The organism is Halobacillus sp. Marseille-Q1614 (assembly GCF_902809865.1).
GTDB lineage: Bacteria > Bacillota > Bacilli > Bacillales > Halobacillaceae > Halobacillus_A.
In genome coordinates this window covers 2,299,755-2,319,380 of record NZ_CADDWH010000001.1, presented here as the reverse complement: position 1 = coordinate 2,319,380, position 19,626 = coordinate 2,299,755, and the positions used below count along the sequence as shown (strand labels likewise).

Genomic DNA, 19,626 nt, shown 5'->3' with positions numbered 1-19,626 from the left:
TTCCCCACATAAAACACCCATCCTAAGATCCTTTATGGAGAGATTGTACTTTTTCAATAAGGAAACATGGTAAGGTATATTTTCAGCCATAAGCCGATCGAATAACCGTGTCATTTCATTCATTGCATAAAATTTTTTTGAATAGCGAGCCCTTAGATTGTAAACAGCAGTGACAAGCCCTTTCGCTCGAACCAGCCTTTCTTTTTTACAAGGCTTGTCTCCTATCGTTTCAATTTTTGTTTTAGGGTTGCGATGGCTACAAAAGAGTAGATCGGAATCTCTCTGAATTTATAAAGGTCTAACCACTGAGCCAGCTGGACCTTCTGGTGTTCTACTTGCAAAAAGGGATCTGGAAAGACATCTAACGTCTCTGATAATCTTCGTAAAAGCTGGGAATTGTCAAAGTCAAAGATCAATTCTCCTTTAAAGTTCTTCACTTCAATAATTAATAAAAAGCTTTCTGAAATCACCAGGAAATCGAGTTGAAAATGGGTATGACCGTCGAATAAGTGAAGGTCCTTTAAAATGAGGTAGTCGGTGGATAAATAGTGAAGGAAGTGATTGACTGTATTTTCACCGTATTGACCGGCTGACTGTTTAAGAAATTCAGACTCGATCTCGCTAAAAAGAGGATGTTCGCACGGTAAACGTTTATATAGAGTGGTTAATTGCATTTGGGGCATTGGTTTCCTCCTAAAAGTTAAGGTAAGATAAGGGAATACAAAAGGGAGGGGATAAAATTGATACAGCATGAAGCAGTAGAAGTGATCACCAATAGTTTGAAAAATGATCCACTTGTAAAAGCAGTTTTCTTAAAAGGGTTGATGGGCCGGGGAGAAGAAGATGAGTTTTCGGATGTGGATTTGTATGTACTGGTAGATGAGGAGGAAGCTTTTCTTCCTAATAGAGTGGCACATGTCAGCTCCTATCGGAAGTTATTGTTCTATGATGATATCTTTATTATCGCACCACAGATTCTCGCCGTCTACATCTAGATTTATTTACGGTTACAGAGAAAACTCTCTTAGAAAAAGATTACATTAAAGTGCTGTACGATCCCGAAAAGAGAATGGGAAAATTTATTCCTGCTCAAAACTTAGAGCTCTCAAATGAGGAATTTATAGATGCGGTAGATGACGCAGCTTTCTTTTTGCTGCAATATAAGAAGGCGTCAGGCCGGGGGAATGATTTGTGGAGTGTGAAAATGCTGCAAAATAGTGTGGAAAATCTAGCAAAGATCCTATTGCATCGATATTTTCCTGAACGAGCCCAGCTTGGATTAAAGACAGCGAATCGTTCTCTGCCTGATGAACTCGTCGCAGAAATCATCTTCATTCAAAACCATGCAACTTCAGCCTCCCATACAAAAGCAGTAAAGAAGATTGCCTGCTTATTAGACGAGGAATACGCCTGGATAGAGCTGCACTTAAAAGACCAGACCGTTTACACCCTCCCCTTTCTAAAAAAGATTCTAAAAGAATTTACATAATAAGCCCATCCTCTTCAAAAGGATGGGCTTATTTTCTTACTCTTTAACAGGGATCCAGTTTGGTACATTCATAATTCTCGTCCACATCGGTTCTGGAATTAAGACATCTTCCTTGTATTCTTTATCCATTTTAGTTCTGACCGTTTCCCCGTTTTCTACTTTACGCACCCAGTCCGGCTCAATTAGAAGTTCACGGCCTAAGGACACGAGAGGGACAGTTTCTAATGCTTTTTCTACTTCTTCCGGTGTATAGAGAGAGCCTACTCCCATGACCGGAATTTTGGAATTTATACGTTCTTGAATCACCCGAATCACGGGCTGAGTCATCGTCTTATCTCTCATAGAGCCTTGGTAAAAGTCACCTAGAGAGAGATGAAGGTAATCCAGATTTTGCTCAGATAATACGTCAATAAACTGCAGAGTATCTTCCATTGTAATCCCTGGTTCTACACGTTCTTCCGGTGATAAGCGGTAGCCGACAATAAACGGCTCCTTCGCATGAGAGGCTGCTGCAGCTAAAACAGACTCCACAACGGCTAATGGGAAGTTCATTCGGTCTCTGATGTTTCCGCCCCACTGATCTTCACGGCGGTTAGAATGGGGGGAGAAGAACTGCTGAAGTAGGTACGTGTTCGCTCCGTGAACTTCTACCCCATCAAATCCAGCTTCGATCGCCCGTCTTGTCGCTTCACCGAAATCGACGATCGTACGCTGCACTTCTTCCTCGGTCATTTCCCGAGGTGTTTTTGCTCCTTCACGAACTGCTGCTACGGCACTGGCACTGACGATATCTTCATTAGGTACTAAATGCGGCGGACACATGCGGCCTCCATGATAGATCTGTAAAATAGCTTTCGATCCTTTTTCGTGAATGCTGGCTGCAAGCTTTCTCAGTCCAGGAATTTGGTCGTCTCGATCGACACCGATTTCTCCGTCAAACCCTTTTCCATGTTTATTAACATTGGCACAGGCTGTAATGACCGCGCCTACACCACCAGAGCGCCGGGCATAGTAGTCGAGTTCATTAAGGGATACAGTTCCATCGTCGTTGGATAAAAAGTTTGTCATAGGGGCCATCAGGACACGGTTTTTAAGCTCAGCTCCTGAGGGCAGAGTGTATTTTTCAAAAAGTTTCATGAGTGGGTGGACCTCCTCTTTCAAGAAATAGTTTATCACCGTTCTTTAAAAAAAGTCCTCTAATCTGCTTTGACGGTGTCTAATGAATAACCATTCATTTACTGCTTGAATTATCAGAATAGTCGGTATAAAATGGAAGATACTTACCGGTTGGTATGTTAGGGGTGATTACATCAGAATTTCTTTGTAATGTGCTTTTGCCTGACGATACATATGGGGATGGTTTATCGAACTTGGAGGACGCCCCATCTTTGTGAGCTGATGCATTCTTTAATGGCTTCGGAAGTGTTTAATTGCAGTGCGACTGAGACAGAAGCCCATGATAAAAGTCGTCGCATCAAATATGGCTTTACGAGTGAGCGATCGGGCGATCCAGGGTCATGGTGCAGCAGGGTAAGCGACGGACTATACATTAGCATCTTAGTGGGCAAATTCGCGGACTTTGCGGCTTGCTGATGGCCGGGCGAAGTTCACGGAACAGCCAAGCTTGAACGATCGAAATACAAGGAGGGATAAAGGAATGCATGTAATGGAGCTGTTCAATTTAAAAGGTAAGACAGCGATTGTGACAGGCGGAGGCCGAGGTTTAGGGGAACAAATTGCAGAAGGATTGGCTGAAGCGGGAGCTGATATTGTTTTGTGTTCGAGGAAAAAGGAAGCCTGTGAAGAAGTGGCTCAGCGACTTCAAGAGCAGAGGGGTGTAAAAACACTGGCTCTTTCTTGTGACATAACAAATGCTCAGGATATTCAAAATGTTGTTAATCACACTGTCCAGGAGTTTGGGAAGATCGATATTTTAGTAAACAACAGTGGAGCCACTTGGGGAGCTCCGGCGCTTGAAATGCCGCTTGAAGCTTTTCAAAAAGTAATGAATGTCAATGTGACGGGCACTTTTCTTATGTCGCAGAAAGTCGGAGAGGTCATGGTCAAACAGCAGTCCGGGAAGATCATTAACATTGCTTCTATAGCAGGTCTTGGAGGAGCAGACCCTCGTTTTATGGATACGGTCGGCTATAACGCCAGTAAAGGGGCTGTGATTACTTTTACAAAAGACTTAGCCGTGAAATGGGGAAGCTCCAATGTTCAAGTAAATGCACTGGCACCTGGATTTTTTCCGACAAAAATGTCGCGGGGCCTTCTTGAACAGGGAGGGGATTTTATATTAGACCGTACACCGCTGGGGCGGTTTGGCAGTGAAAAGGATTTAAAAGGAGCGGCATTGTTCTTGGCTTCTGCTGCTTCTGATTATGTGACGGGAGATGTATTAGTTGTTGATGGCGGAATGCACGCTTCATGCTGATTCATAATTAAGGAGGAAAGGTAATGAATATCCAAAATGTGACGGTCATCGGCGCAGGTTCAATGGGGCATCAAATTGCCATGCTAAGCGCTCTAGCCGGTTTTGATACCAACATTCATGACGTAAATGAGGAAGTGTTAAAGCAGGCGAGGCACAAACTTAACAAAATTATGGATAAGTGGGTAGGGAAAGACAAGATCTCTATGGAAGAGCGGGACCGTGCTTTTGAAAAGCTGTATTTTACGACAGATCTTGAAGAGGCCGCTCGCCATGCCGACCTCGTAATCGAGGCGGTGATCGAAAAGCTGGACGTGAAGCAGGATGTCTTTGAAAAGCTTGATAAGGCAGCACCGGACCACGCGGGGCTTGCGACTAACTCTTCTACCATCGTCAGTTCCCTGATCGCTGATGTTACCAGCAGACCGGATAAGGTGTGCAATATGCACTTTTTCTTTCCGCCGCTAGTTATGGATTGTGTAGAGGTAGTAAAAGGAGAACATACCTCTGAGGAGACGGCCCGGCTGGCTATGGACGTGTGTAAACGGATGAACCGGACGGCGGTCCTTTTGCAAAAGGAGATTTCCGGGTTTATTGCTAATCGGATCCTTTTCGCCATTCAGAAGGAAGCGATGGCGTTATATGAGGACGGCTATGCTGACTTTAAAGATATCGATAAGATTACCCGAAAAGCTTTAAGTCACCCGATTGGTCCTTTTGAGTTAATGGATTTATCAGGAATCGATGTAGGTTATTACGTAATGCTGCAGCAATACGCGGAAACCGGGGATCCAAAAGATAAACCGTCCAAAACGTTAGTCGACAAAGTAGAAGCAGGAGAACTTGGCAAAAAAACAGGCAAAGGATTTTATGATTATCATTCAAGGATCTAGGAGTGAAGCAGATGCATGAAACACAGATTAATGTCCGGTTTTGTGAAACAGATTTACTGGGACACGTAAATAACAACAATTATTTTGTCTATATGGAAGATTCACGGATTAAGTTTTTTGAGGATTTAAACCTTATAGATGATGACTGGAATTTCATTGTGGCTTCAATCAAGTGTGATTTTATAAAACAGGTCTACTACGGACAGGAGCTCATCTTAAAAACAGGTGTGAGTAAGATTGGCACTTCCAGTTTTCACATGGAGCAGGATATGTATATCAAAAGCTCCGGCGATTTAGCGGCTAAAGGAAGTACGGTAGTCGTTCAATTTGATTTTAGTGAGCAGAAAAGCCGTCCTTTAACAGATGAAATGAAAAAAGGGCTGGAAGCCCATCAGCTTGCGGTTAAATAAGGAGGATGTTCATGTGACAAGAGTGAATGATACTCAAAAAGTTCGTAAGGGGGAGGAGCTGCCTCATGACCAGCTTGAAGCCTTCCTTAGAAAAAGATTTCCTGACCTGCCTTCAGATTCTCTTATTATTAACCAGTTTGGCACAGGCCACTCAAACCTTACGTACGAGTTGAAGATTGGAGACTGGGAAGCAGTGCTCCGCAGGCCTCCTATGGGACCCGTTGCACCGAAAGCTCACGATATGGAGCGTGAGTATAATGTATTAAAGGCGCTGCATCCGGTATTCCCATTAGCACCGGAGCCTTTAGTCTTTGATGAGGGCAGTGTACTAGGTAAGCCATTTTTCCTTATGGAGCGAAGACATGGACTTGTGTTAGACACTGAGTTTCCAGAAGGGATAAGTGGAAGTGCTCAAATGGGGCGCAAAATCTCAGAAACTATGGTTGATCGTCTGGTAGAGCTTCACAGGATTGATTATGAAAAAACAGAGCTTCAAAGGATGGTTAAGCCTGACGGGTTTATGGAACGGCAGATTCATGGCTGGATTAAACGGTTTGAAAAAGCAGGAACGGATGATGTCGTCTCAGGAGAACGAATCAAAAAATGGCTGATCGCACATATCCCTCCCCATTCAGAAGCGTCCGTTATTCACTATGATTATAAGCTGAATAATGCCCTTTTCAATGGAAAAGGTGACATGGTTGGTTTGTTTGACTGGGAGATGACAACAGTCGGTGACCCTCTGGCGGATTTAGGTGCTGCTATGAGCTATTGGATTGAAAGCGACGACCCGAAGATTTTGCAGCGGGGGCTTGGTAAAACACCATTAACCGCCCGGGAAGGGTTTTACACTCGTGATGAATTTATAGAGCAGTATGCCGTAAAAAGCGGTCGTAACGTTGAAAAGATGCACATTTACTTAACGTTCGCTTACTTTAAACTGGCAGGCATCATCCAGCAGATTTATTACAGATACAAAAATGGCCAGACGAATGATCCGCGGTTTGCGAATATGAATGTATTCGTCAATAACTTGATACAGCATGCGGAAGAAACGGCAGGTATATAAATGGGGAGCATCCAGCTGATTTTTAAGAAGGAAGATATTCATCCTGAGTTAATGAGGGGAAAAGTAGCAGTCGTATTCGATGTTTTATTTGCTACTTCAACCATAACAGCGGCCTTAGCTGATGGAGCAACATCTGTAATACCCGTTTATGATCAGGCTCAGGCACGTGAGAAGGCAAAGTCATTGGATGAAGCTCATGTACTTGCCGGAGAAGAGCAGGGGCGGACGATCAAAGGCTTCCACCATCCTTTAAGGTCATTCCTCAATCCTATAGTAAAAGGAAAGCATCTGATCCTGTCGACTACGAATGGGACAGTAGCTGTTAACCGTTCCAGCCAGGCGGATCATTTATATACTTCTTCCCTGTTAAATAATCGGGAAATGGCTAAGCATATCGTTGAAAATCATCTTGAGGAAACGATTGTTCTCGTCTGTTCTGGTACCAGTGGTCACTTTACAATGGAGGACTTTTACGGTGCGGGAAGCCTGATTTCCTACCTTGTAGAAATGGGAGAGTTCGATTTAACAGACTCTGCTCAGACCGCTCTTTTGTTTTATAACGGAATTCCAAACTCGCCCTTTGATCTGCTGAGATCCACTAAAATCGGTCAAATCTTGATGGGATTTGGGATGGATGAAAAGGAGATTAAATTTGTCGCCCAGGAAGGGTTGTTTCACGTCATTAGTAAATACGATTCTTCCTCAAGTCAGATAAGGCTGGTTGAATAAGGAATTCTTTTAAAGAAACGAACTAGACCAACCGTTTCATGAAAAGAAAACAGAAAGACCCGAAATAAAAAACACCCATTTGGGAGGAATGAAATTATGAAACTAGGAAATAAACATTTGCTGGCCAGTCTGGAAGGCCCGATTCTTTCTTGTGTACTAAATCAGCCGGAGCGGTTGAATGCTTTTTCAGACGAGATGATCACCGGTTTGCAGGAGGCATTGACAGAAGCTGAACAAAATCCCGAAATCAAGGTAGTTGTGCTTAGTGGCGCCGGACGTGCTTTTTCAGCAGGCGGAGATGTAAAAACGATGGGTGACTCTACGGCTAATCACCTCTATGAGCATGTAGGAGAACTAAACAAGTTAATCCTAAAGATTAAAGATTTATCAAAGCCTGTTATTGCGGTGGTTCATGGATATGCGGCTGGCGCTGGATTTAATTTGGCCCTTGCCTGTGACCAGATTTTAGCAGCAGAAGAGAGTAAGTTTGTGTTAAGTTTTGCACAGGTAGGACTAGTGTCAGATGGGGGCGGCCACTACTTCTTATCCAAACTGATTGGCCCTTACCGTACGAAGGAACTCCTTTTCACAGCTGAACCGATCCCTGTTGAGACGGCCGCACAATGGGGGATTGTCAATCGAGTCATACCATTAGAAAATCTGGAAGCCGACGCCATGGATTATGCTTTAAGGCTGGCTAAAGGACCTGGTCGGGCAATAGGAATGATGAAGAAACTCGTAGATCTATCAGAACGCTCTTCCCTTGAGGATATTCTGGAGCAGGAGCGCTTAACACAGGCAATTATGGTTTCCACAGAAGATCACAAAGAAGGAGTTCAAGCTTTTAAAAACAAACGTAAGCCCGAATTCTTAGGGAGGTAAGAGCTGATGAAGGTTGTTCAATTTAAGGAATTCGGTTCCCCAGATGTTCTCAAATATACGGATATCAACCAGCCGGCAGCAGAGGGTCATGAAGTACTGTTAAAGGTTACAGCGATCGGGGTTAACTATGCTGATACAGCTCGAAGGGAAGGGGCCTATGTAGTTCCGACACCGCTGCCTTTTATCCCGGGCGCTGAAGTAGCTGGAGTCATTGAGGAAGTCGGAGATCATGTGAAAAACTTTTCCGAGGGAGATCGTGTCGTTACTCTGATTTCATCAGGAGGCTATGCAGAGTATGCGGTGGCTGATGCAAACAGCCTTATTCCTATCCCTGAAGGAGTAAGTGACCAATTGGCTGCTGCCCTTCCACTGCAGGGCCTGACCGCTTATCACATTTTAAAAACGATGGGAAGGCTCACTGAGGGGGAGACTGTATTGGTCCATGCTGCAGCAGGTGGAGTTGGATCATTGGCCGTTCAGCTGGCAAAATACTTCAAGGCAGGTAAAGTCATTGCTACAGCAAGTACGGAAGAAAAGCTGTCTCTGGCTGCAGAGCTTGGAGCGGATGAGCTGGTAAATTATACGGAACCGAATTGGCGGGAGAAAGTCTTGGAAGTTACCGGCGGAAAAGGTGTTGATGTAGCTTTAGAGATGGCAGGAGGAGAGATTTTTCACGAAACGATCAAATGCATGCGTTCCTTTGGCAGAGTGGTAGTATATGGGGCAGCCAGCGGAGAACCGCCTGTTATGTACCCTGCAGGACTAATGAACCGAAACTTATCAGTTGTTGGGTTTTTCCTTCCGCAAATTATGAAAAAGCCGGAGCTGTTTCAGCGAAGCCTGAAAGAAATCCTTCAGCTTGTGATGGAAGACAAACTCAAGCTCACGCTCGGAGGAGTATATCCATTAGAAGATGCGGCTTTAGTGCATGAGCTTTTGCAGGGCCGGAGAACGAAAGGCAAAATAATCTTAACACCATAAAAAAACCGTCCATATGGGCGGTTTTTTCATGGACAACTCCTTTCCCTGAAAAATGGAGGAGGCTTATGCCTCCTAACAGTCAGCCTTTTCTCCTTTTCGGTGTTCATCACTTTGTCTTCCTCATCCCGTTGCTTAGATACTGCTGAGCGAGGGCCAACAGGCTGTTTTTGAATGGGTGGATGTGAGCTTTTTCTATTGCAGTGACTAGTTTTGGAGCTCTGTTTTTTGTTGTGACCATAAAAAGAGGGGGAATGTCTAATTAAAAAATTTAATTGGCGGCGAGTCGGTAACCCGCAATGATTTTTATTATGGAAATGTGATTTTAAAGGGACTTTAGAAGGAGGGAAAGGACAAGAAGTCGGAATTGCCTCAGATAACAAATCTTCCTTAATCGATAGATCTACTTTATGTGCAATATTGACACTCCCCAACATTTCTTTATTAGAATCAAATCTCTTTTTTAGGTGATCCATTTTTTTGGCATTAGTAGCTTTCTGATGCTTCATGAATGTCTCCTCCTTAAATATGTTTTGTCGTTTCTTGGTGTCTTGTTATTTTTTTGGTTAGTAACACCATATGCTTGTACCGAAAAAATAATAAGTAAGGAATAAATATTTTAAAAAAGCCACTAAGGTACGGGTGATATTGAAAAATATTTAAACATACGATAAAGAGAATGAACTCTCTTTTTGTGTGTGCAAACTACTATTAGCTGTTTTACATATACAATTTTAAAACAGGAGGAAAACGATGAGAAAAATTGAAGGAAAGGATCGCGAATCGATTGGAAAACAGATTGTCAGGCAAACATTCTTATGCTCTATTTGAGGATGAATTGGGAAAAACACCTGCTGGGAAATAAGGATTCTTATCCGGCAGAAGAGTTGTTATTAAAAATAGATAATGTCTTCGCAGCTAATCAAGAAAACTTCGATGAGGTAATTTCACTTCTTAACTAAAAAGTTTAAAAATAAAATGATGATGTAAAAGACTGAATAAAACACCTGGACCTAAGGTGGTATGGGAGGTAGTATGGATGAAAAGTGATCCTATTCAGCTGCAGCAGAAATTAATTTATTTTAAAGCCGAATTAGACAAATATAAGGAAAAAGTGAAGGACTACCAAGACAATTACCACTATTCCTTATTAGAGAAATTACAGAATGATAATGAACGGCTATTGGATGAAAGAGAAAGCTTAAGTTCCCAAGTGCAGGCAGCGAAAGGAGAACTTGAAAAAAGGCACCGCCTGCTCGAAAAAGAGCTGGCCGAATCAAAAGAGAAATATCAAAAGCTTTCCGAAGAAACATCGGCGCTAAAAGGAAGGAATTCGAGTCTTCTCAGTCAAAAACAAAGCTTAACGAACGAAGTAAGATCGCTGGAAGGAGAACTTAAGAAAAATCGGCAGCGTCTGTCCCAGCAGCAGCACGATATGGCATTATTACAAGCCAGCTACGTGAATTTGCAAAAAGAACATGAAGAAAAGAAAAGAGAGATCCACGCTTTAAAACTGGGAATTACTAAGGCGAAAGATAAAGAGGAAGAGCTTAAAGGTAACCTGCAGGCTTTACAAGAAGAATTAAATACAGCAAAGAGTGAAGCAAGCAAGAAAGAAGAAAGTTTTGCAGCAGAAGCTTCTAAAAACAAAGAAGTAATACATGAATTTGAAGTGGCCATCAAGAGTGCCAAAGACAAAGAAAAAGAACTCGAAAAAAATATTCAGTCTAAACAGAAAGAATTAGTGGAGATAAAGAATAAAGCAAAAGAGACTGAAAATCAATTGGAACAAAAAATCACCTCACTCTCGAAAGAAAATGAAAGCTTGCAAGGTGAAAATACTAATCTGAACAATATGATCAAAGAGCTTGATGAAAAATTAAGTGAACAGGAAGAGGATCATGCCACTTTAGAGCTGGTAGAAGAATTGGAGAGGCAAGTAAAGCAGATTCTTGGCCAGACATTAAAATTTGAAGAGGAGGACGTTGATTCACGACTTTTGTTTATGAGTGCACTTGAAGGGAAATTGGATGAAATCACGGAAGAAATTAATGAGATGGAAAAAGACTTAAAGAAGAATGAACCTTTAGAGGAAGAAGAATAAGCTAAAAAAAACCTGCTTGCTTTGAATTAAAAGCAGCAGGTTTACTAATTGAGATTATTTGTTCATATAATGTTCAAGCTCCCAGCTGCTTACTTGCAGGGAGTACTCCGTCCATTCAGCTTCTTTCTCGTCGATAAACACTTTTGAAGTATGTTCTCCAAGTGCATTAAGAAGAAGTTCATCTTTCCGAAGAGCTTCAAGCGCTTCCTTCAGGTTGGTTGGAAGAGTCGGGATGCTGTCATCTGTAACCTCATACAGGTTACGGGATTCAGCTTCGCCTGGATCAATTTTTTCTTTAATTCCTTCAAGACCGGCCTGAATAAGGACAGCTAAAGCTAAATAAGGGTTAGCTGTCGGGTCCGGATTTCGAACTTCGAAACGGGTGCCCATGCCGCGTGTAGTTGGCACACGGATCATACAGCTGCGGTTAGCGTGAGACCAGGCTACACTTACCGGCGCTTCATAGCCGGGAACTAAACGCTTATATGAGTTAACATTCGGGTTGGTAATAGCAGTAATTCCGCTGGCGTGCTTAAGAATACCGCCCATGAAGTATTTCATAATCTGGGAAATCTCATCATGTGCTCCATTATCATAGAAGGCGCTGTCTCCATCCTCAAACAAGGATAGGTGGCAGTGCATACCAGAGCCATTATCTGTTGACACTGGTTTAGGCATAAATGTCGCGTGGTAATTATGATTAGTAGCGACGTCTTTTACGACGTTTTTAAAGGTTTGAATATTGTCAGCTGTTTTAATCAATTCGTCAAAACGGAAGTTGATTTCGTGCTGCCCTTTGGCAACTTCGTGGTGGGAAGCTTCCATTTCAAAGCCGATTTTTTTCAGCGTGCGGACAATATCACGGCGGACATTATCGCCTTTATCTTTAGGAGAAGCATCAAAATAACCGGCACGGTCGTTCATTTTACGAACTGGATAGCCTTCGTCATTCAGTTTGAAAAGGAAGAATTCAGGCTCCGGCCCTACATTTACGGTATAACCTAAGTCATGAGCTTCTTTCATTGCTCTTTTAAGGATATAACGAGGGTCTCCTTCAAATGGCTCACCATCAGGAGTATAGATATCACAAATAAATCGAGCAATCGGATCTTCGTCCAGTTCTTGGGGCAAGATTAAAAATGTATCTAAATCAGGATATAAATACATATCGCTTTCCTGGATATCAGAGAAACCGGAAATCGATGAGCTGTCGAACATAGCTTCATTTTCTAACACCATTTCAATTTCTTCAATAGGAAGCTCTACGTTTTTCGTATCTCCCATCATATCTGTGAATTCCAAGCGAATGAATTCCACTTTTTTCTCTTTCACAGTTTCTAAGATTGATTGTTTAGTATACGTCATACTTTTCTCCTCACCTTTGTTTTTTTGAGAATAAAGGAAAACCTTAATCTCTGAAAATTGTTATGTTAGAAATACTAACACAATATGTAACGTTTGGCTAATATTTATACTCGAAAAATTATAAAAATATCAAATTGTTGGATTTTTCCGTATTCTGGATGATAAAATTTGTTTAAAGACATTATAAAAGAGGAAAAGAATGAGAAACTTTAAAAAAGGAGCGTGTGTGGTATGCCTTGGGATTCAAATGATTATCCAAGCTCTTTAAAAAACCTCGACACAACCGTCCGTAAGAAAGCCATAGACATTGCTAATGCAATGATTGATGAAGGCTATGATGAAGGGAGAGCTATCCCGATCGCGACTGAACAGGCTAAGGAATGGTACGATAATGCGAGTAAAAGTGAAATTGATCAAGTAAGAAATATGTCTGATAAAAAATTGCGAAGCAGGGATAAAGAGGCCAAAGAGCAGGATTCCAGCCGCCCTGAGCTAATGGATAAAGGTGAGCATGTCGTCAGCCATGAAAAGGGCTGGGCTGTTCAAACAGAAGATGCCAAGCAGCCGTCTAATGTTTATGAGAAAAAACAAGATGCTGTAGAGAGGGCTGAAGAAATTGCCAGGAATAAAGGAACTAAAGTGATTATTCATAAAAAAGACGGAAGCGTTCAAAAACAAAAATCTTTTAAAGAATAATTTTAGATAAAGCACCAGGACGGGTGCTTTTTTTAATGAGTTAATGCTAGAATAATTGGAGGAAGGGGACGTTTTCTTTGAATGGACAAAATAGAAAAGATATAGCACCGGGAGCAGAAGTGGAAATTGTATTAAAGAAAGATCAGCGCAGCGGTGCTTTAACACATGGAATCGTAAAAGATATTTTAACTAATTCACCTTTTCATCCTCATGGCATTAAAGTGAGGTTAGAGGATGGACAGGTTGGACGAGTGAAAAATATTGTGAAATAAAGCGGTGGGCGTGGCCTATCGCTTTATTTTATTTTGATAATTCCCCGATCATTTCCTCTGTTATATCTTTAAGCTCTGAAAAATCTACTAAAAACCGTACATCTTCAGGTATAAGCTTTTGCAGATATGAGGGCATGAAAGATTCCTCCTCATAAAAAGTACGCCAATAAATTGAAAAGCGAGCCAGACTTGTGTCTGACTCGCTCGTAGTTTGTTCGGATTAATGAATAATTCATTTATGTGTTTCGTTTATCAAACAGGTTTTTTTAAAACCTACCTAGCCGCGGTTGTGATTCTACATGGTAGTTTCTATCAACTTAAACGACGCAATCCCTACCTCTATTGCATCCTTACAGCTCCGTAGCTGATCCAGTGTGATTAAGTCGTGATAAAACGTAGCAGAACGCCAGTCTCATTCACATCACTCTTTCTTTCATTGTTCCGAAGTTACCTCCTAGCGAAGGTACTAATATAAAAATATACTATACAACTTATTCATTGTCAATTGTGAAGTGTTTCTGCCTGTTTTAGTACTACCATTATTTAAAGTTTTACTATTACTCGACCGCGGGTGTTTCCTTGAAGAATACTCTGTAATGTATCGGTTACTTCCTCTAGGTTTATTACAGATTTAATCTCTTCAAAAGCATCAGTCGTCTTCAAGTCGTCAGCCAGCCGGTGCCAAATTTTCTTGCGGAGCGGCATTGGACAGTTCACAGAGTCAATGCCTATCAAGCTAATACCCCGTAGAATGAATGGATAAACCTGTGTTGGAATTTTTGTTCCACCTGTTAATCCGCTTACGGCGGCACCGCCCTGATATTTGAGCTGTCCCAGCAGCGAAGCAAGCTGCTCACCGCCTACAGGATCAACGGCCGCTGCCCATCTTTCACTTTGGATAGGCTTTAAATTGCCATCATAGACATCTTCCCGGGAAATGACTTTTTGTGCGCCGAGTCTTTTTAAATAATTTTCATGTTCTTTACTGCCTGTGCTGGCTTCGACATTGTAACCTCTTTTAGCCAGCATTGCGACGGCCATGCTTCCGACGCCGCCAGAAGCTCCGGTTACAAGGATTGGTCCGTCTTCAGGTGTGAGGCCGTTTGCTTCAAGACGATGAACCGAGAGGGCTGCAGTAAAACCAGCCGTTCCATAGATCATTGATTCTTCAAGTGAAATCCCATCAGGCAGCGGGACCACCCATTCAGAAGGAATACTGGCATATTCGCTGTAACCGCCAGGATGATTGACTCCAATCTCATAGCTGGTGGCGATGACTTGGTCTCCTTCTTTAAATTTAGGATCATCAGACTCTTCGACGACCCCTGCCAGGTCAATTCCTGGAATAATTGGATAATTCTTAACGAGTGGATTATCAGGTGTGGATACCATCCCATCCTTATAATTAACACTTGAGTAATGAACTTTAATAAGAACATCGCCTTGAGGGAGATCTTTCTTATTTAAGTTTTCAATCTGTGCATTTATTTCTCCGTTATCATTACGGCTGATCTGAAAGGCCTGAAAGGTTGTCACTTAATCATCACCTTCCTTGTGGTTGTTTTCTTTGTTTTTTAAGTCCTCGTCATACTTTTCTTCAGTTGAGGAGTTGTCTTTCGTTTTCTCGCCTTTTTTAATCTCTTGTTCTTCTTGTCTTACATCCTCTGTAGGGATCGGGTCTTCTGTGAACCGATCTTTTTCAAATTCTTTCTCAATTTCTTTTTGGGTAGGTTTATTTTTATTATGGTCAGATTTATTACTCATGGGCTCACCTCCACTTAAAATGTTCCTTTTTTAAAAAAGGTTTAAACAACATACATGGAAGTATTTGAAAAATGTGAATTTGAGATTAAAAAAACGCTGATTTGCTATAATCAGCGTTTTTAAGATTCCTTTTTATAAGGCTGCTCTTGCTTGCTTTGGCCTTTCCATTTTCTTCTTAATATTTTTGCAAAAGAACTATTCCAGACATAATCAATCACGGTGCTTATAATCAGTCCGTGTAATATGACGCCAAGAATAGTTAACACTACAATAATGATCTGGCCGCCGGCTGTCTCTGGTTCAAAACCTGTTCTTCCAAAAAAGGTAAGAGCAGTGAGTGAACTGATAAAAGCTCCAGCGTAGCTTTCAAGAGGAGGTTCCATAATTTTAAGGGGAATAATAAGAATAAAAATGATGACCAGAGTGAGTCCGGCTACATAAGATAGGTGCTGCTTCCTAAGGAAGCGAATAAAAGGAGCTGTGTAATACTTAGTAATTGATTTTAAGCGCAGAAGGTGGAGAATCCGGGCGAATCTGGCAAATTGAAATACCGCGTCCAGAGGAATGGCTGCGATAACAATAAACGGATGCTGCTTTATGAAGTCCCATTTATTCGGACTTTTCAATAATCTATAAATGAAATCTATAAAAAAGATCCCCCACGTCCCCCATACAATGTAACTGTCATAATCCGATTGCTGCCACAAAGTAGCGACAGAAAGGGCAGCGAGAACGATCATCAGGATTTCATAAATGGTTTTTGTTTTTTGTCTGCCTGTTTCCATAATGGCCTCCTGATCGAAAAAGTCGTTAGGACTATTATATCATGAGGGCCAAGTGTCGATAAATGTAGAGCCAGGAGGGATGTGATAGAATAGGTGAAAAGTTTTGTGAAGAAAGGAACGAGCATATTTGAGAGCAGGTTTTAACCGAATGGTCTGGTTTGTGTTCCTTGCTTTCGCTGGAGGTTTATTTTTTTATTCACTTATTGAAACGCAGGATCAGCGTTCGAACATATACGAAGTGGAGGAAGGGAATTTGCCTTCACAGCTCCATCCAACCGTTGAGAAAAAGAAGGATGAATTGATTGAGCGGGCTGCAGAAAAAAATATTGATGTAGTCATTACAGACGGCTTGCGCACGATCGAGGAACAGGAAGAAATATATGAAAGGGGACGCTCAGCTAAAGGGAACGTTGTTTCCTATGCTAAAGGAGGAGAATCCTATCATAATTACGGACTGGCGATCGACTTTGCTTTAAGAACTGATGCAGGTGACATCGTCTGGGATTTAGAACGAGATGATAATGAAAATGGAAAAGCAGACTGGATGGAAGTTGCAGATACTGCGAAGGAATTAGGCTTTGAATGGGGAGGAGATTGGAGTTCCTTCAAAGACTATCCCCACTTGCAGATGGATTTTGGTTTGAGCATCCGGCAGCTGCAAAACGGAAAAAGGCCGCGGGTGGACCCTATAGAAAATTAAAGAGGGGCTGAGTTTTAATGGAAGACCTGCGAGATTAGGCGTATATGAAGAATTATCCTCTAATTAGCAAATGAGCTATGAGAAGGAGAGTTTATTTCATTTTCGTGCAAGGCGGAGGGATTGAATAACGAGAGACTCCTGCTTAAAAAAACAGGCGATCCGAGATCCTGGAGCGTGGGTTTTTCGCGAAGAGGGTTTGGCGTTCGTCCGCGGAAAGCGCAGTGGTCTTCGAGCCCGGATTCAATAGTAAAAAAAGGAAGATCCTCTAATTGAGGATCTTCCTTTTTTATTCCTGATAAGCTTCAAACGGTTTAATCATCGCATGGATAGTTTGCGTGTAAGGCATAGGTACATTATGATCGGCAGCTAGTCTTAAGGCCCCTCCGTGAAGGTGCTCTACTTCAAGCGGGAGCCCTTTGCGGCGATCCTGGTGCATCGAAGAAGTCATATCGTGATCAAAACCTTTAAGATTGTCAAAAGCTTTATTTACATGTTCTTCAGTTAAATGAATATCATGTGCATTCGCTAAATCCTTCATTTCTTCAAGAAGTCTTTTTGCAATAATAAATGTCTGCGGAAAGCTTCTTATTTCACCGATAGGAAGGTTGGTCGCTGTAGTTATTCCTGAAAAAGCAGAGATAAACATGTATTTGTTCCAAATATCTTCTAAAATATTTGAACTTTGGCTGCCATTCATATTGGCTTGATTACAAGCCAGGTTTAACTCCTCGCAGATTTGCTGCTGAGATGGGTGGAGAGGGCCGAAGACGACATCGTGAAAAGGGCTCGTATGTACGACGTGGCCGTTTTCATCGAGAGTTGCAATGATATAAGCCAGCCCGCCGATGACTGCTTCCTCTCCAAGCTCTTTTTGAAGAATCGGTAAGTGTTCCACTCCATTAAGAACAGGAAGAACCTTAGCTCCTTTTTGAACAAGGGATTTCAGCCAATGGACCGTTCCGTGAAGGTGATAGCCTTTTACGGAAAGAAAAATGAGGTCAGCTTCTTCGATTTCGTCCGGGCTTTCCGCAATGTTAACCTCTGGAACTTCGTAATCACCCATCGTGCTGTGGAGCTTTAGTCCTTTTTCCCGCAGCTGCTGGGCCCGTCCTTCTCTTACCAGGTTAATAACTTCATGGCCGGCCTCCTGCCACCTTGCTCCGTAGTATGCGCCAAGAGCTCCTGCTCCTAATATAACAATTTTCATTCTCCGTCTCCTCCCCTAAGCTGAATGAAACTTCGAGCTTATCGTTTTTTCCATTTCGACTAGATCTTCCATATAGCTGCTTAAGTATTGAATAATGTCATCGTTTCCTGTATCTTTCATCACTTCATAATAGTGTTCTTCACTATTAAATACGCTTTGTCCCATGATGAGTTCTTCGCCTTCGTCCAGTTCGAAAAGGTTCAGCAGCCCCATGGATCCTTGCTGTCCGGTTAATTCACTAGAGCAGTACAGCTTGTGATCTATAGCTCCATGTGACATAAGTAAATTCCCTGTTTTCTTTGCTGTTTTTAAAAAAAGGTCCAAGTTTTCTTCTTTAACTCGAAAGAAGCAGATGATTGTATACATAAGAAATCACCCTTTCATTTTTTTGTTTCGACAGCCGCATCAATTAAAAGCACAATCGCCGTAATGGTATGCATCACCCAGCCGACAAACGGAATAGCTCCCAAAAAGCTTGTGATCATGCCTAAGATGCTGCCCGAGCTAAAACGGGCATCTTTAATTGATATAATGAGAGTAATCGTATGAAGGACAAACATAAACAGTAAAGGGGTCCATGTCATACTTACTATAAATGTACCTCCTGCTATGGGAATAGCTAAAAGGCCTTCACAGATTCCTGTGATCCACTTTAAAATTGTCGTTCGATTCATTTTGGTGCTCCTTTAATATTAGGTTCTTTATACTAGTTATTCGCTATTATTATAATTAATACCTCTTTATTCTACATAAAAAACAAAGAGACCTCTAATTGATGAGATCTCTTTGCTGTGAAATTGCTTATTTAGCTGCTTTTTGCAGCTTCTGGATCATTTTTAGTGAACGGCCCGTACCAATGGCAACGGATTCTAATGGGCTTGGTGCCATGTGGACAGGAACAATTATTTCATTGGAAAGCCATTCCTGCATTCCTTTCAGCAGGGAACCGCCGCCTGAAAGAATAATGCCGTGATCAACGATATCACCGCTGAGTTCAGGCGGGCAGTCTTCTAAAGTAGCACGGATTGTTTCTAATAACTGTTCTAATGATTCTTTAAGAGCAGACTGAATTTCGTGGGAAGATAATTCGATCGTTTTTGGCAGCCCTGTGACCATATCTCTTCCACGGACATCCATTTTCAGTTCATCGTGATCCACTAAAGCATATCCAATTTCCATTTTAATATTTTCAGCAGTACGTTCACCGATGAGGATGTTATAAGCTTTTCGGACATATTGAATGATTTCCTCATCCATTACGTCGCCTCCCATACGGATGGATCGGCAGGAAACAACTCCTCCAAAGGAGATAATAGCTACTTCGCTGGTACCTCCGCCTATATCTACGATTACGTTAGCAACAGGTTCATCAACTGGAAGGTCTGCGCCAATAGCCGCAGCAATCGGCTCTTCAATCAGGTGTACTTGCTTAGCTCCATAGCTTTTAACAGCGTTGTGAATTGCTCGGCGCTCTACCGAAGTAGACCCAGATGGCGTACAGATGACTACTGTCGGCTTACGCATAGAAACACCTGACTTGCGGCTTACCTTTTTCATTAATTCCTTAAGCATTTGAGCCGTCATATCATAATCGGCTATTACTCCGTCACGAAGCGGGCGCACCGGGATGATGTTTCGGGGAGTCTTCCCCACCATCTCCTTAGCTTCTTTACCTACAGCGACTACATTTCTAGTTTCCGTGTTATAGGCTACAACGGATGGTTCATTTAAAAGGATCCCTTTAGACTTTGAATATATTAAAATATTAGCCGTACCTAAATCTATTCCAATTTCTGCAGTTGAAAACATTTACGCGTACCTCCAAATGATGACAGATTCTTGTATAATT

Annotated in this window: 24 protein-coding genes and 1 pseudogene; 14 read left to right on the top strand and 11 right to left on the bottom strand. The window is 42.0% G+C overall.

Going from position 1 to position 19,626, the window contains the following annotated elements; translation table 11 throughout:
• Nucleotides 1-221: 221 nt before the first annotated feature.
• Nucleotides 222-683, bottom strand: a complete 462-nt coding sequence (locus HUS26_RS11750; RefSeq protein WP_173917329.1) for a nuclease-related domain-containing protein — start codon at nt 681-683, stop codon at nt 222-224.
• A 57-nt stretch (nt 684-740) separates the two neighbouring features.
• Between HUS26_RS11750 and HUS26_RS20050 the strand changes: the two genes are divergently transcribed.
• Together HUS26_RS20050 and HUS26_RS20045 are read left to right on the top strand one after the other, a co-directional pair.
• The gene (locus HUS26_RS20050) at nt 741-995 is read left to right on the top strand and encodes a nucleotidyltransferase domain-containing protein (protein ID WP_254434186.1); all 255 of its coding nucleotides are present in this window, start codon (nt 741-743) and stop codon (nt 993-995) included.
• 74 nt (nt 996-1,069) lie between these two features.
• Nucleotides 1,070-1,489: a hypothetical protein gene (locus tag HUS26_RS20045; RefSeq protein ID WP_254434185.1), complete on the top strand. Its 420-nt coding sequence runs from the start codon at nt 1,070-1,072 to the stop codon at nt 1,487-1,489.
• 36 nt (nt 1,490-1,525) lie between these two features.
• Here the strand turns inward: HUS26_RS20045 and HUS26_RS11740 are convergent, their stop codons facing one another.
• Nucleotides 1,526-2,626 carry an NADH-dependent flavin oxidoreductase gene (locus tag HUS26_RS11740; RefSeq protein ID WP_173917328.1) on the bottom strand — a complete coding sequence of 367 codons (1,101 nt, stop codon included), beginning with the start codon at nt 2,624-2,626 and terminating at the stop codon, nt 1,526-1,528.
• 319 nt (nt 2,627-2,945) lie between these two features.
• Between HUS26_RS11740 and HUS26_RS20040 the strand changes: the two are divergent.
• From HUS26_RS20040 to HUS26_RS11705, 8 genes and pseudogenes are all read left to right on the top strand, one after another.
• Nucleotides 2,946-3,142: pseudogene (locus HUS26_RS20040) on the top strand (acyl-CoA dehydrogenase family protein); the annotation flags it as partial.
• Nucleotides 3,143-3,146: 4 nt separating this feature from the next.
• On the top strand, nt 3,147-3,926 hold the full coding sequence (locus HUS26_RS11735; RefSeq protein WP_173917327.1) for an SDR family oxidoreductase: 780 nt from the start codon (nt 3,147-3,149) through the stop codon (nt 3,924-3,926).
• Between the two features lie 23 nt (nt 3,927-3,949).
• On the top strand, nt 3,950-4,816 hold the full coding sequence (locus tag HUS26_RS11730; protein WP_173917326.1) for a 3-hydroxyacyl-CoA dehydrogenase family protein: 867 nt from the start codon (nt 3,950-3,952) through the stop codon (nt 4,814-4,816).
• 11 nt (nt 4,817-4,827) lie between these two features.
• Complete coding sequence (locus tag HUS26_RS11725; protein ID WP_173917325.1) at nt 4,828-5,226, top strand: thioesterase family protein; 399 nt, start codon at nt 4,828-4,830, stop codon at nt 5,224-5,226.
• 13 nt (nt 5,227-5,239) lie between these two features.
• Nucleotides 5,240-6,295, top strand: coding sequence for a phosphotransferase family protein (locus HUS26_RS11720; RefSeq protein WP_173917324.1), 1,056 nt, complete (start codon nt 5,240-5,242; stop codon nt 6,293-6,295).
• The gene (locus tag HUS26_RS11715; RefSeq protein ID WP_173917323.1) at nt 6,296-7,024 is read left to right on the top strand and encodes a 2-phosphosulfolactate phosphatase; all 729 of its coding nucleotides are present in this window, start codon (nt 6,296-6,298) and stop codon (nt 7,022-7,024) included.
• 96 nt (nt 7,025-7,120) lie between these two features.
• Nucleotides 7,121-7,906 (top strand): enoyl-CoA hydratase/isomerase family protein, encoded by a 786-nt coding sequence (locus tag HUS26_RS11710; RefSeq protein WP_173917322.1) that lies wholly within the window; start codon nt 7,121-7,123, stop codon nt 7,904-7,906.
• Nucleotides 7,907-7,912: 6 nt separating this feature from the next.
• Nucleotides 7,913-8,887, top strand: coding sequence for a quinone oxidoreductase (locus HUS26_RS11705; protein ID WP_173917321.1), 975 nt, complete (start codon nt 7,913-7,915; stop codon nt 8,885-8,887).
• Nucleotides 8,888-8,913: 26 nt separating this feature from the next.
• Here the strand turns inward: HUS26_RS11705 and HUS26_RS11700 are convergent, their stop codons facing one another.
• Nucleotides 8,914-9,393, bottom strand: coding sequence for a hypothetical protein (locus tag HUS26_RS11700; protein ID WP_173917320.1), 480 nt, complete (start codon nt 9,391-9,393; stop codon nt 8,914-8,916).
• Nucleotides 9,394-9,923: 530 nt separating this feature from the next.
• Here HUS26_RS11700 and HUS26_RS11695 point away from each other — a divergent pair.
• On the top strand, nt 9,924-10,988 hold the full coding sequence (locus tag HUS26_RS11695) for a hypothetical protein (RefSeq protein WP_173917319.1): 1,065 nt from the start codon (nt 9,924-9,926) through the stop codon (nt 10,986-10,988).
• Nucleotides 10,989-11,042: 54 nt separating this feature from the next.
• Here the strand turns inward: HUS26_RS11695 and glnA are convergent, their stop codons facing one another.
• Entirely contained in the window at nt 11,043-12,353 is a 1,311-nt protein-coding gene (glnA, locus tag HUS26_RS11690) for a type I glutamate--ammonia ligase (protein ID WP_173917318.1), read from the bottom strand.
• 231 nt (nt 12,354-12,584) lie between these two features.
• Between glnA and HUS26_RS11685 the strand changes: the two genes are divergently transcribed.
• Nucleotides 12,585-13,049 (top strand): DUF2188 domain-containing protein, encoded by a 465-nt coding sequence (locus tag HUS26_RS11685; RefSeq protein WP_173917317.1) that lies wholly within the window; start codon nt 12,585-12,587, stop codon nt 13,047-13,049.
• A gap of 77 nt (nt 13,050-13,126) precedes the next feature.
• Nucleotides 13,127-13,321, top strand: a complete 195-nt coding sequence (locus HUS26_RS11680; protein ID WP_173917316.1) for a YwbE family protein — start codon at nt 13,127-13,129, stop codon at nt 13,319-13,321.
• Nucleotides 13,322-13,864: 543 nt separating this feature from the next.
• Here the strand turns inward: HUS26_RS11680 and HUS26_RS11675 are convergent.
• From HUS26_RS11675 to HUS26_RS11665, 3 genes are all read right to left on the bottom strand, one after another.
• Nucleotides 13,865-14,857 carry an acryloyl-CoA reductase gene (locus HUS26_RS11675; RefSeq protein WP_173917315.1) on the bottom strand — a complete coding sequence of 331 codons (993 nt, stop codon included), beginning with the start codon at nt 14,855-14,857 and terminating at the stop codon, nt 13,865-13,867.
• Entirely contained in the window at nt 14,858-15,085 is a 228-nt protein-coding gene (locus tag HUS26_RS11670) for a hypothetical protein (RefSeq protein ID WP_173917314.1), read from the bottom strand.
• A 119-nt stretch (nt 15,086-15,204) separates the two neighbouring features.
• Entirely contained in the window at nt 15,205-15,870 is a 666-nt protein-coding gene (locus HUS26_RS11665; RefSeq protein ID WP_173917313.1) for a hypothetical protein, read from the bottom strand.
• A gap of 148 nt (nt 15,871-16,018) precedes the next feature.
• Between HUS26_RS11665 and HUS26_RS11660 the strand changes: the two genes are divergently transcribed.
• Nucleotides 16,019-16,570, top strand: coding sequence for a M15 family metallopeptidase (locus HUS26_RS11660; protein ID WP_173917312.1), 552 nt, complete (start codon nt 16,019-16,021; stop codon nt 16,568-16,570).
• Between the two features lie 286 nt (nt 16,571-16,856).
• On the opposite strand, the gene HUS26_RS11655 is transcribed toward HUS26_RS11660, so the two are convergent.
• From HUS26_RS11655 to mreBH, 4 genes are all read right to left on the bottom strand, one after another.
• Entirely contained in the window at nt 16,857-17,777 is a 921-nt protein-coding gene (locus HUS26_RS11655; protein WP_173917311.1) for a ketopantoate reductase family protein, read from the bottom strand.
• Between the two features lie 15 nt (nt 17,778-17,792).
• The gene (locus HUS26_RS11650; protein WP_173917310.1) at nt 17,793-18,143 is read right to left on the bottom strand and encodes a DUF1428 family protein; all 351 of its coding nucleotides are present in this window, start codon (nt 18,141-18,143) and stop codon (nt 17,793-17,795) included.
• A gap of 14 nt (nt 18,144-18,157) precedes the next feature.
• A complete protein-coding gene (locus HUS26_RS11645) occupies nt 18,158-18,451 on the bottom strand; it encodes a hypothetical protein (protein WP_173917309.1) in 294 nt (97 codons plus the stop codon).
• A gap of 127 nt (nt 18,452-18,578) precedes the next feature.
• A complete protein-coding gene (gene mreBH / locus HUS26_RS11640; protein ID WP_173917308.1) occupies nt 18,579-19,586 on the bottom strand; it encodes a rod-share determining protein MreBH in 1,008 nt (335 codons plus the stop codon).
• Nucleotides 19,587-19,626: the final 40 nt, after the last annotated feature.

Excerpts from the sequence above, each read along its gene's own strand:
- glnA (WP_173917318.1), bottom strand. The coding sequence starts at position 12,353 with ATGACGTATACTAAACAATCAATCTTAGAAACTGTGAAAGAGAAAAAA.
- HUS26_RS11650 (WP_173917310.1), bottom strand. The coding sequence starts at position 18,143 with ATGTATACAATCATCTGCTTCTTTCGAGTTAAAGAAGAAAACTTGGAC.
- HUS26_RS11685 (WP_173917317.1), top strand. The coding sequence starts at position 12,585 with ATGCCTTGGGATTCAAATGATTATCCAAGCTCTTTAAAAAACCTCGAC.
- HUS26_RS11735 (WP_173917327.1), top strand. The coding sequence starts at position 3,147 with ATGCATGTAATGGAGCTGTTCAATTTAAAAGGTAAGACAGCGATTGTG.
- HUS26_RS11715 (WP_173917323.1), top strand. The coding sequence starts at position 6,296 with ATGGGGAGCATCCAGCTGATTTTTAAGAAGGAAGATATTCATCCTGAG.
- HUS26_RS11730 (WP_173917326.1), top strand. The coding sequence starts at position 3,950 with ATGAATATCCAAAATGTGACGGTCATCGGCGCAGGTTCAATGGGGCAT.
- HUS26_RS11665 (WP_173917313.1), bottom strand. The coding sequence starts at position 15,870 with ATGGAAACAGGCAGACAAAAAACAAAAACCATTTATGAAATCCTGATG.
- HUS26_RS11740 (WP_173917328.1), bottom strand. The coding sequence starts at position 2,626 with ATGAAACTTTTTGAAAAATACACTCTGCCCTCAGGAGCTGAGCTTAAA.
- HUS26_RS11700 (WP_173917320.1), bottom strand. The coding sequence starts at position 9,393 with ATGAAGCATCAGAAAGCTACTAATGCCAAAAAAATGGATCACCTAAAA.
- HUS26_RS11725 (WP_173917325.1), top strand. The coding sequence starts at position 4,828 with ATGCATGAAACACAGATTAATGTCCGGTTTTGTGAAACAGATTTACTG.
- HUS26_RS11655 (WP_173917311.1), bottom strand. The coding sequence starts at position 17,777 with ATGAAAATTGTTATATTAGGAGCAGGAGCTCTTGGCGCATACTACGGA.
- HUS26_RS11645 (WP_173917309.1), bottom strand. The coding sequence starts at position 18,451 with ATGAATCGAACGACAATTTTAAAGTGGATCACAGGAATCTGTGAAGGC.
- HUS26_RS11660 (WP_173917312.1), top strand. The coding sequence starts at position 16,019 with ATGGTCTGGTTTGTGTTCCTTGCTTTCGCTGGAGGTTTATTTTTTTAT.
- HUS26_RS11670 (WP_173917314.1), bottom strand. The coding sequence starts at position 15,085 with ATGAGTAATAAATCTGACCATAATAAAAATAAACCTACCCAAAAAGAA.
- HUS26_RS11750 (WP_173917329.1), bottom strand. The coding sequence starts at position 683 with ATGCCCCAAATGCAATTAACCACTCTATATAAACGTTTACCGTGCGAA.
- HUS26_RS20045 (WP_254434185.1), top strand. The coding sequence starts at position 1,070 with ATGGGAAAATTTATTCCTGCTCAAAACTTAGAGCTCTCAAATGAGGAA.
- HUS26_RS11710 (WP_173917322.1), top strand. The coding sequence starts at position 7,121 with ATGAAACTAGGAAATAAACATTTGCTGGCCAGTCTGGAAGGCCCGATT.
- mreBH (WP_173917308.1), bottom strand. The coding sequence starts at position 19,586 with ATGTTTTCAACTGCAGAAATTGGAATAGATTTAGGTACGGCTAATATT.
- HUS26_RS11705 (WP_173917321.1), top strand. The coding sequence starts at position 7,913 with ATGAAGGTTGTTCAATTTAAGGAATTCGGTTCCCCAGATGTTCTCAAA.
- HUS26_RS11695 (WP_173917319.1), top strand. The coding sequence starts at position 9,924 with ATGAAAAGTGATCCTATTCAGCTGCAGCAGAAATTAATTTATTTTAAA.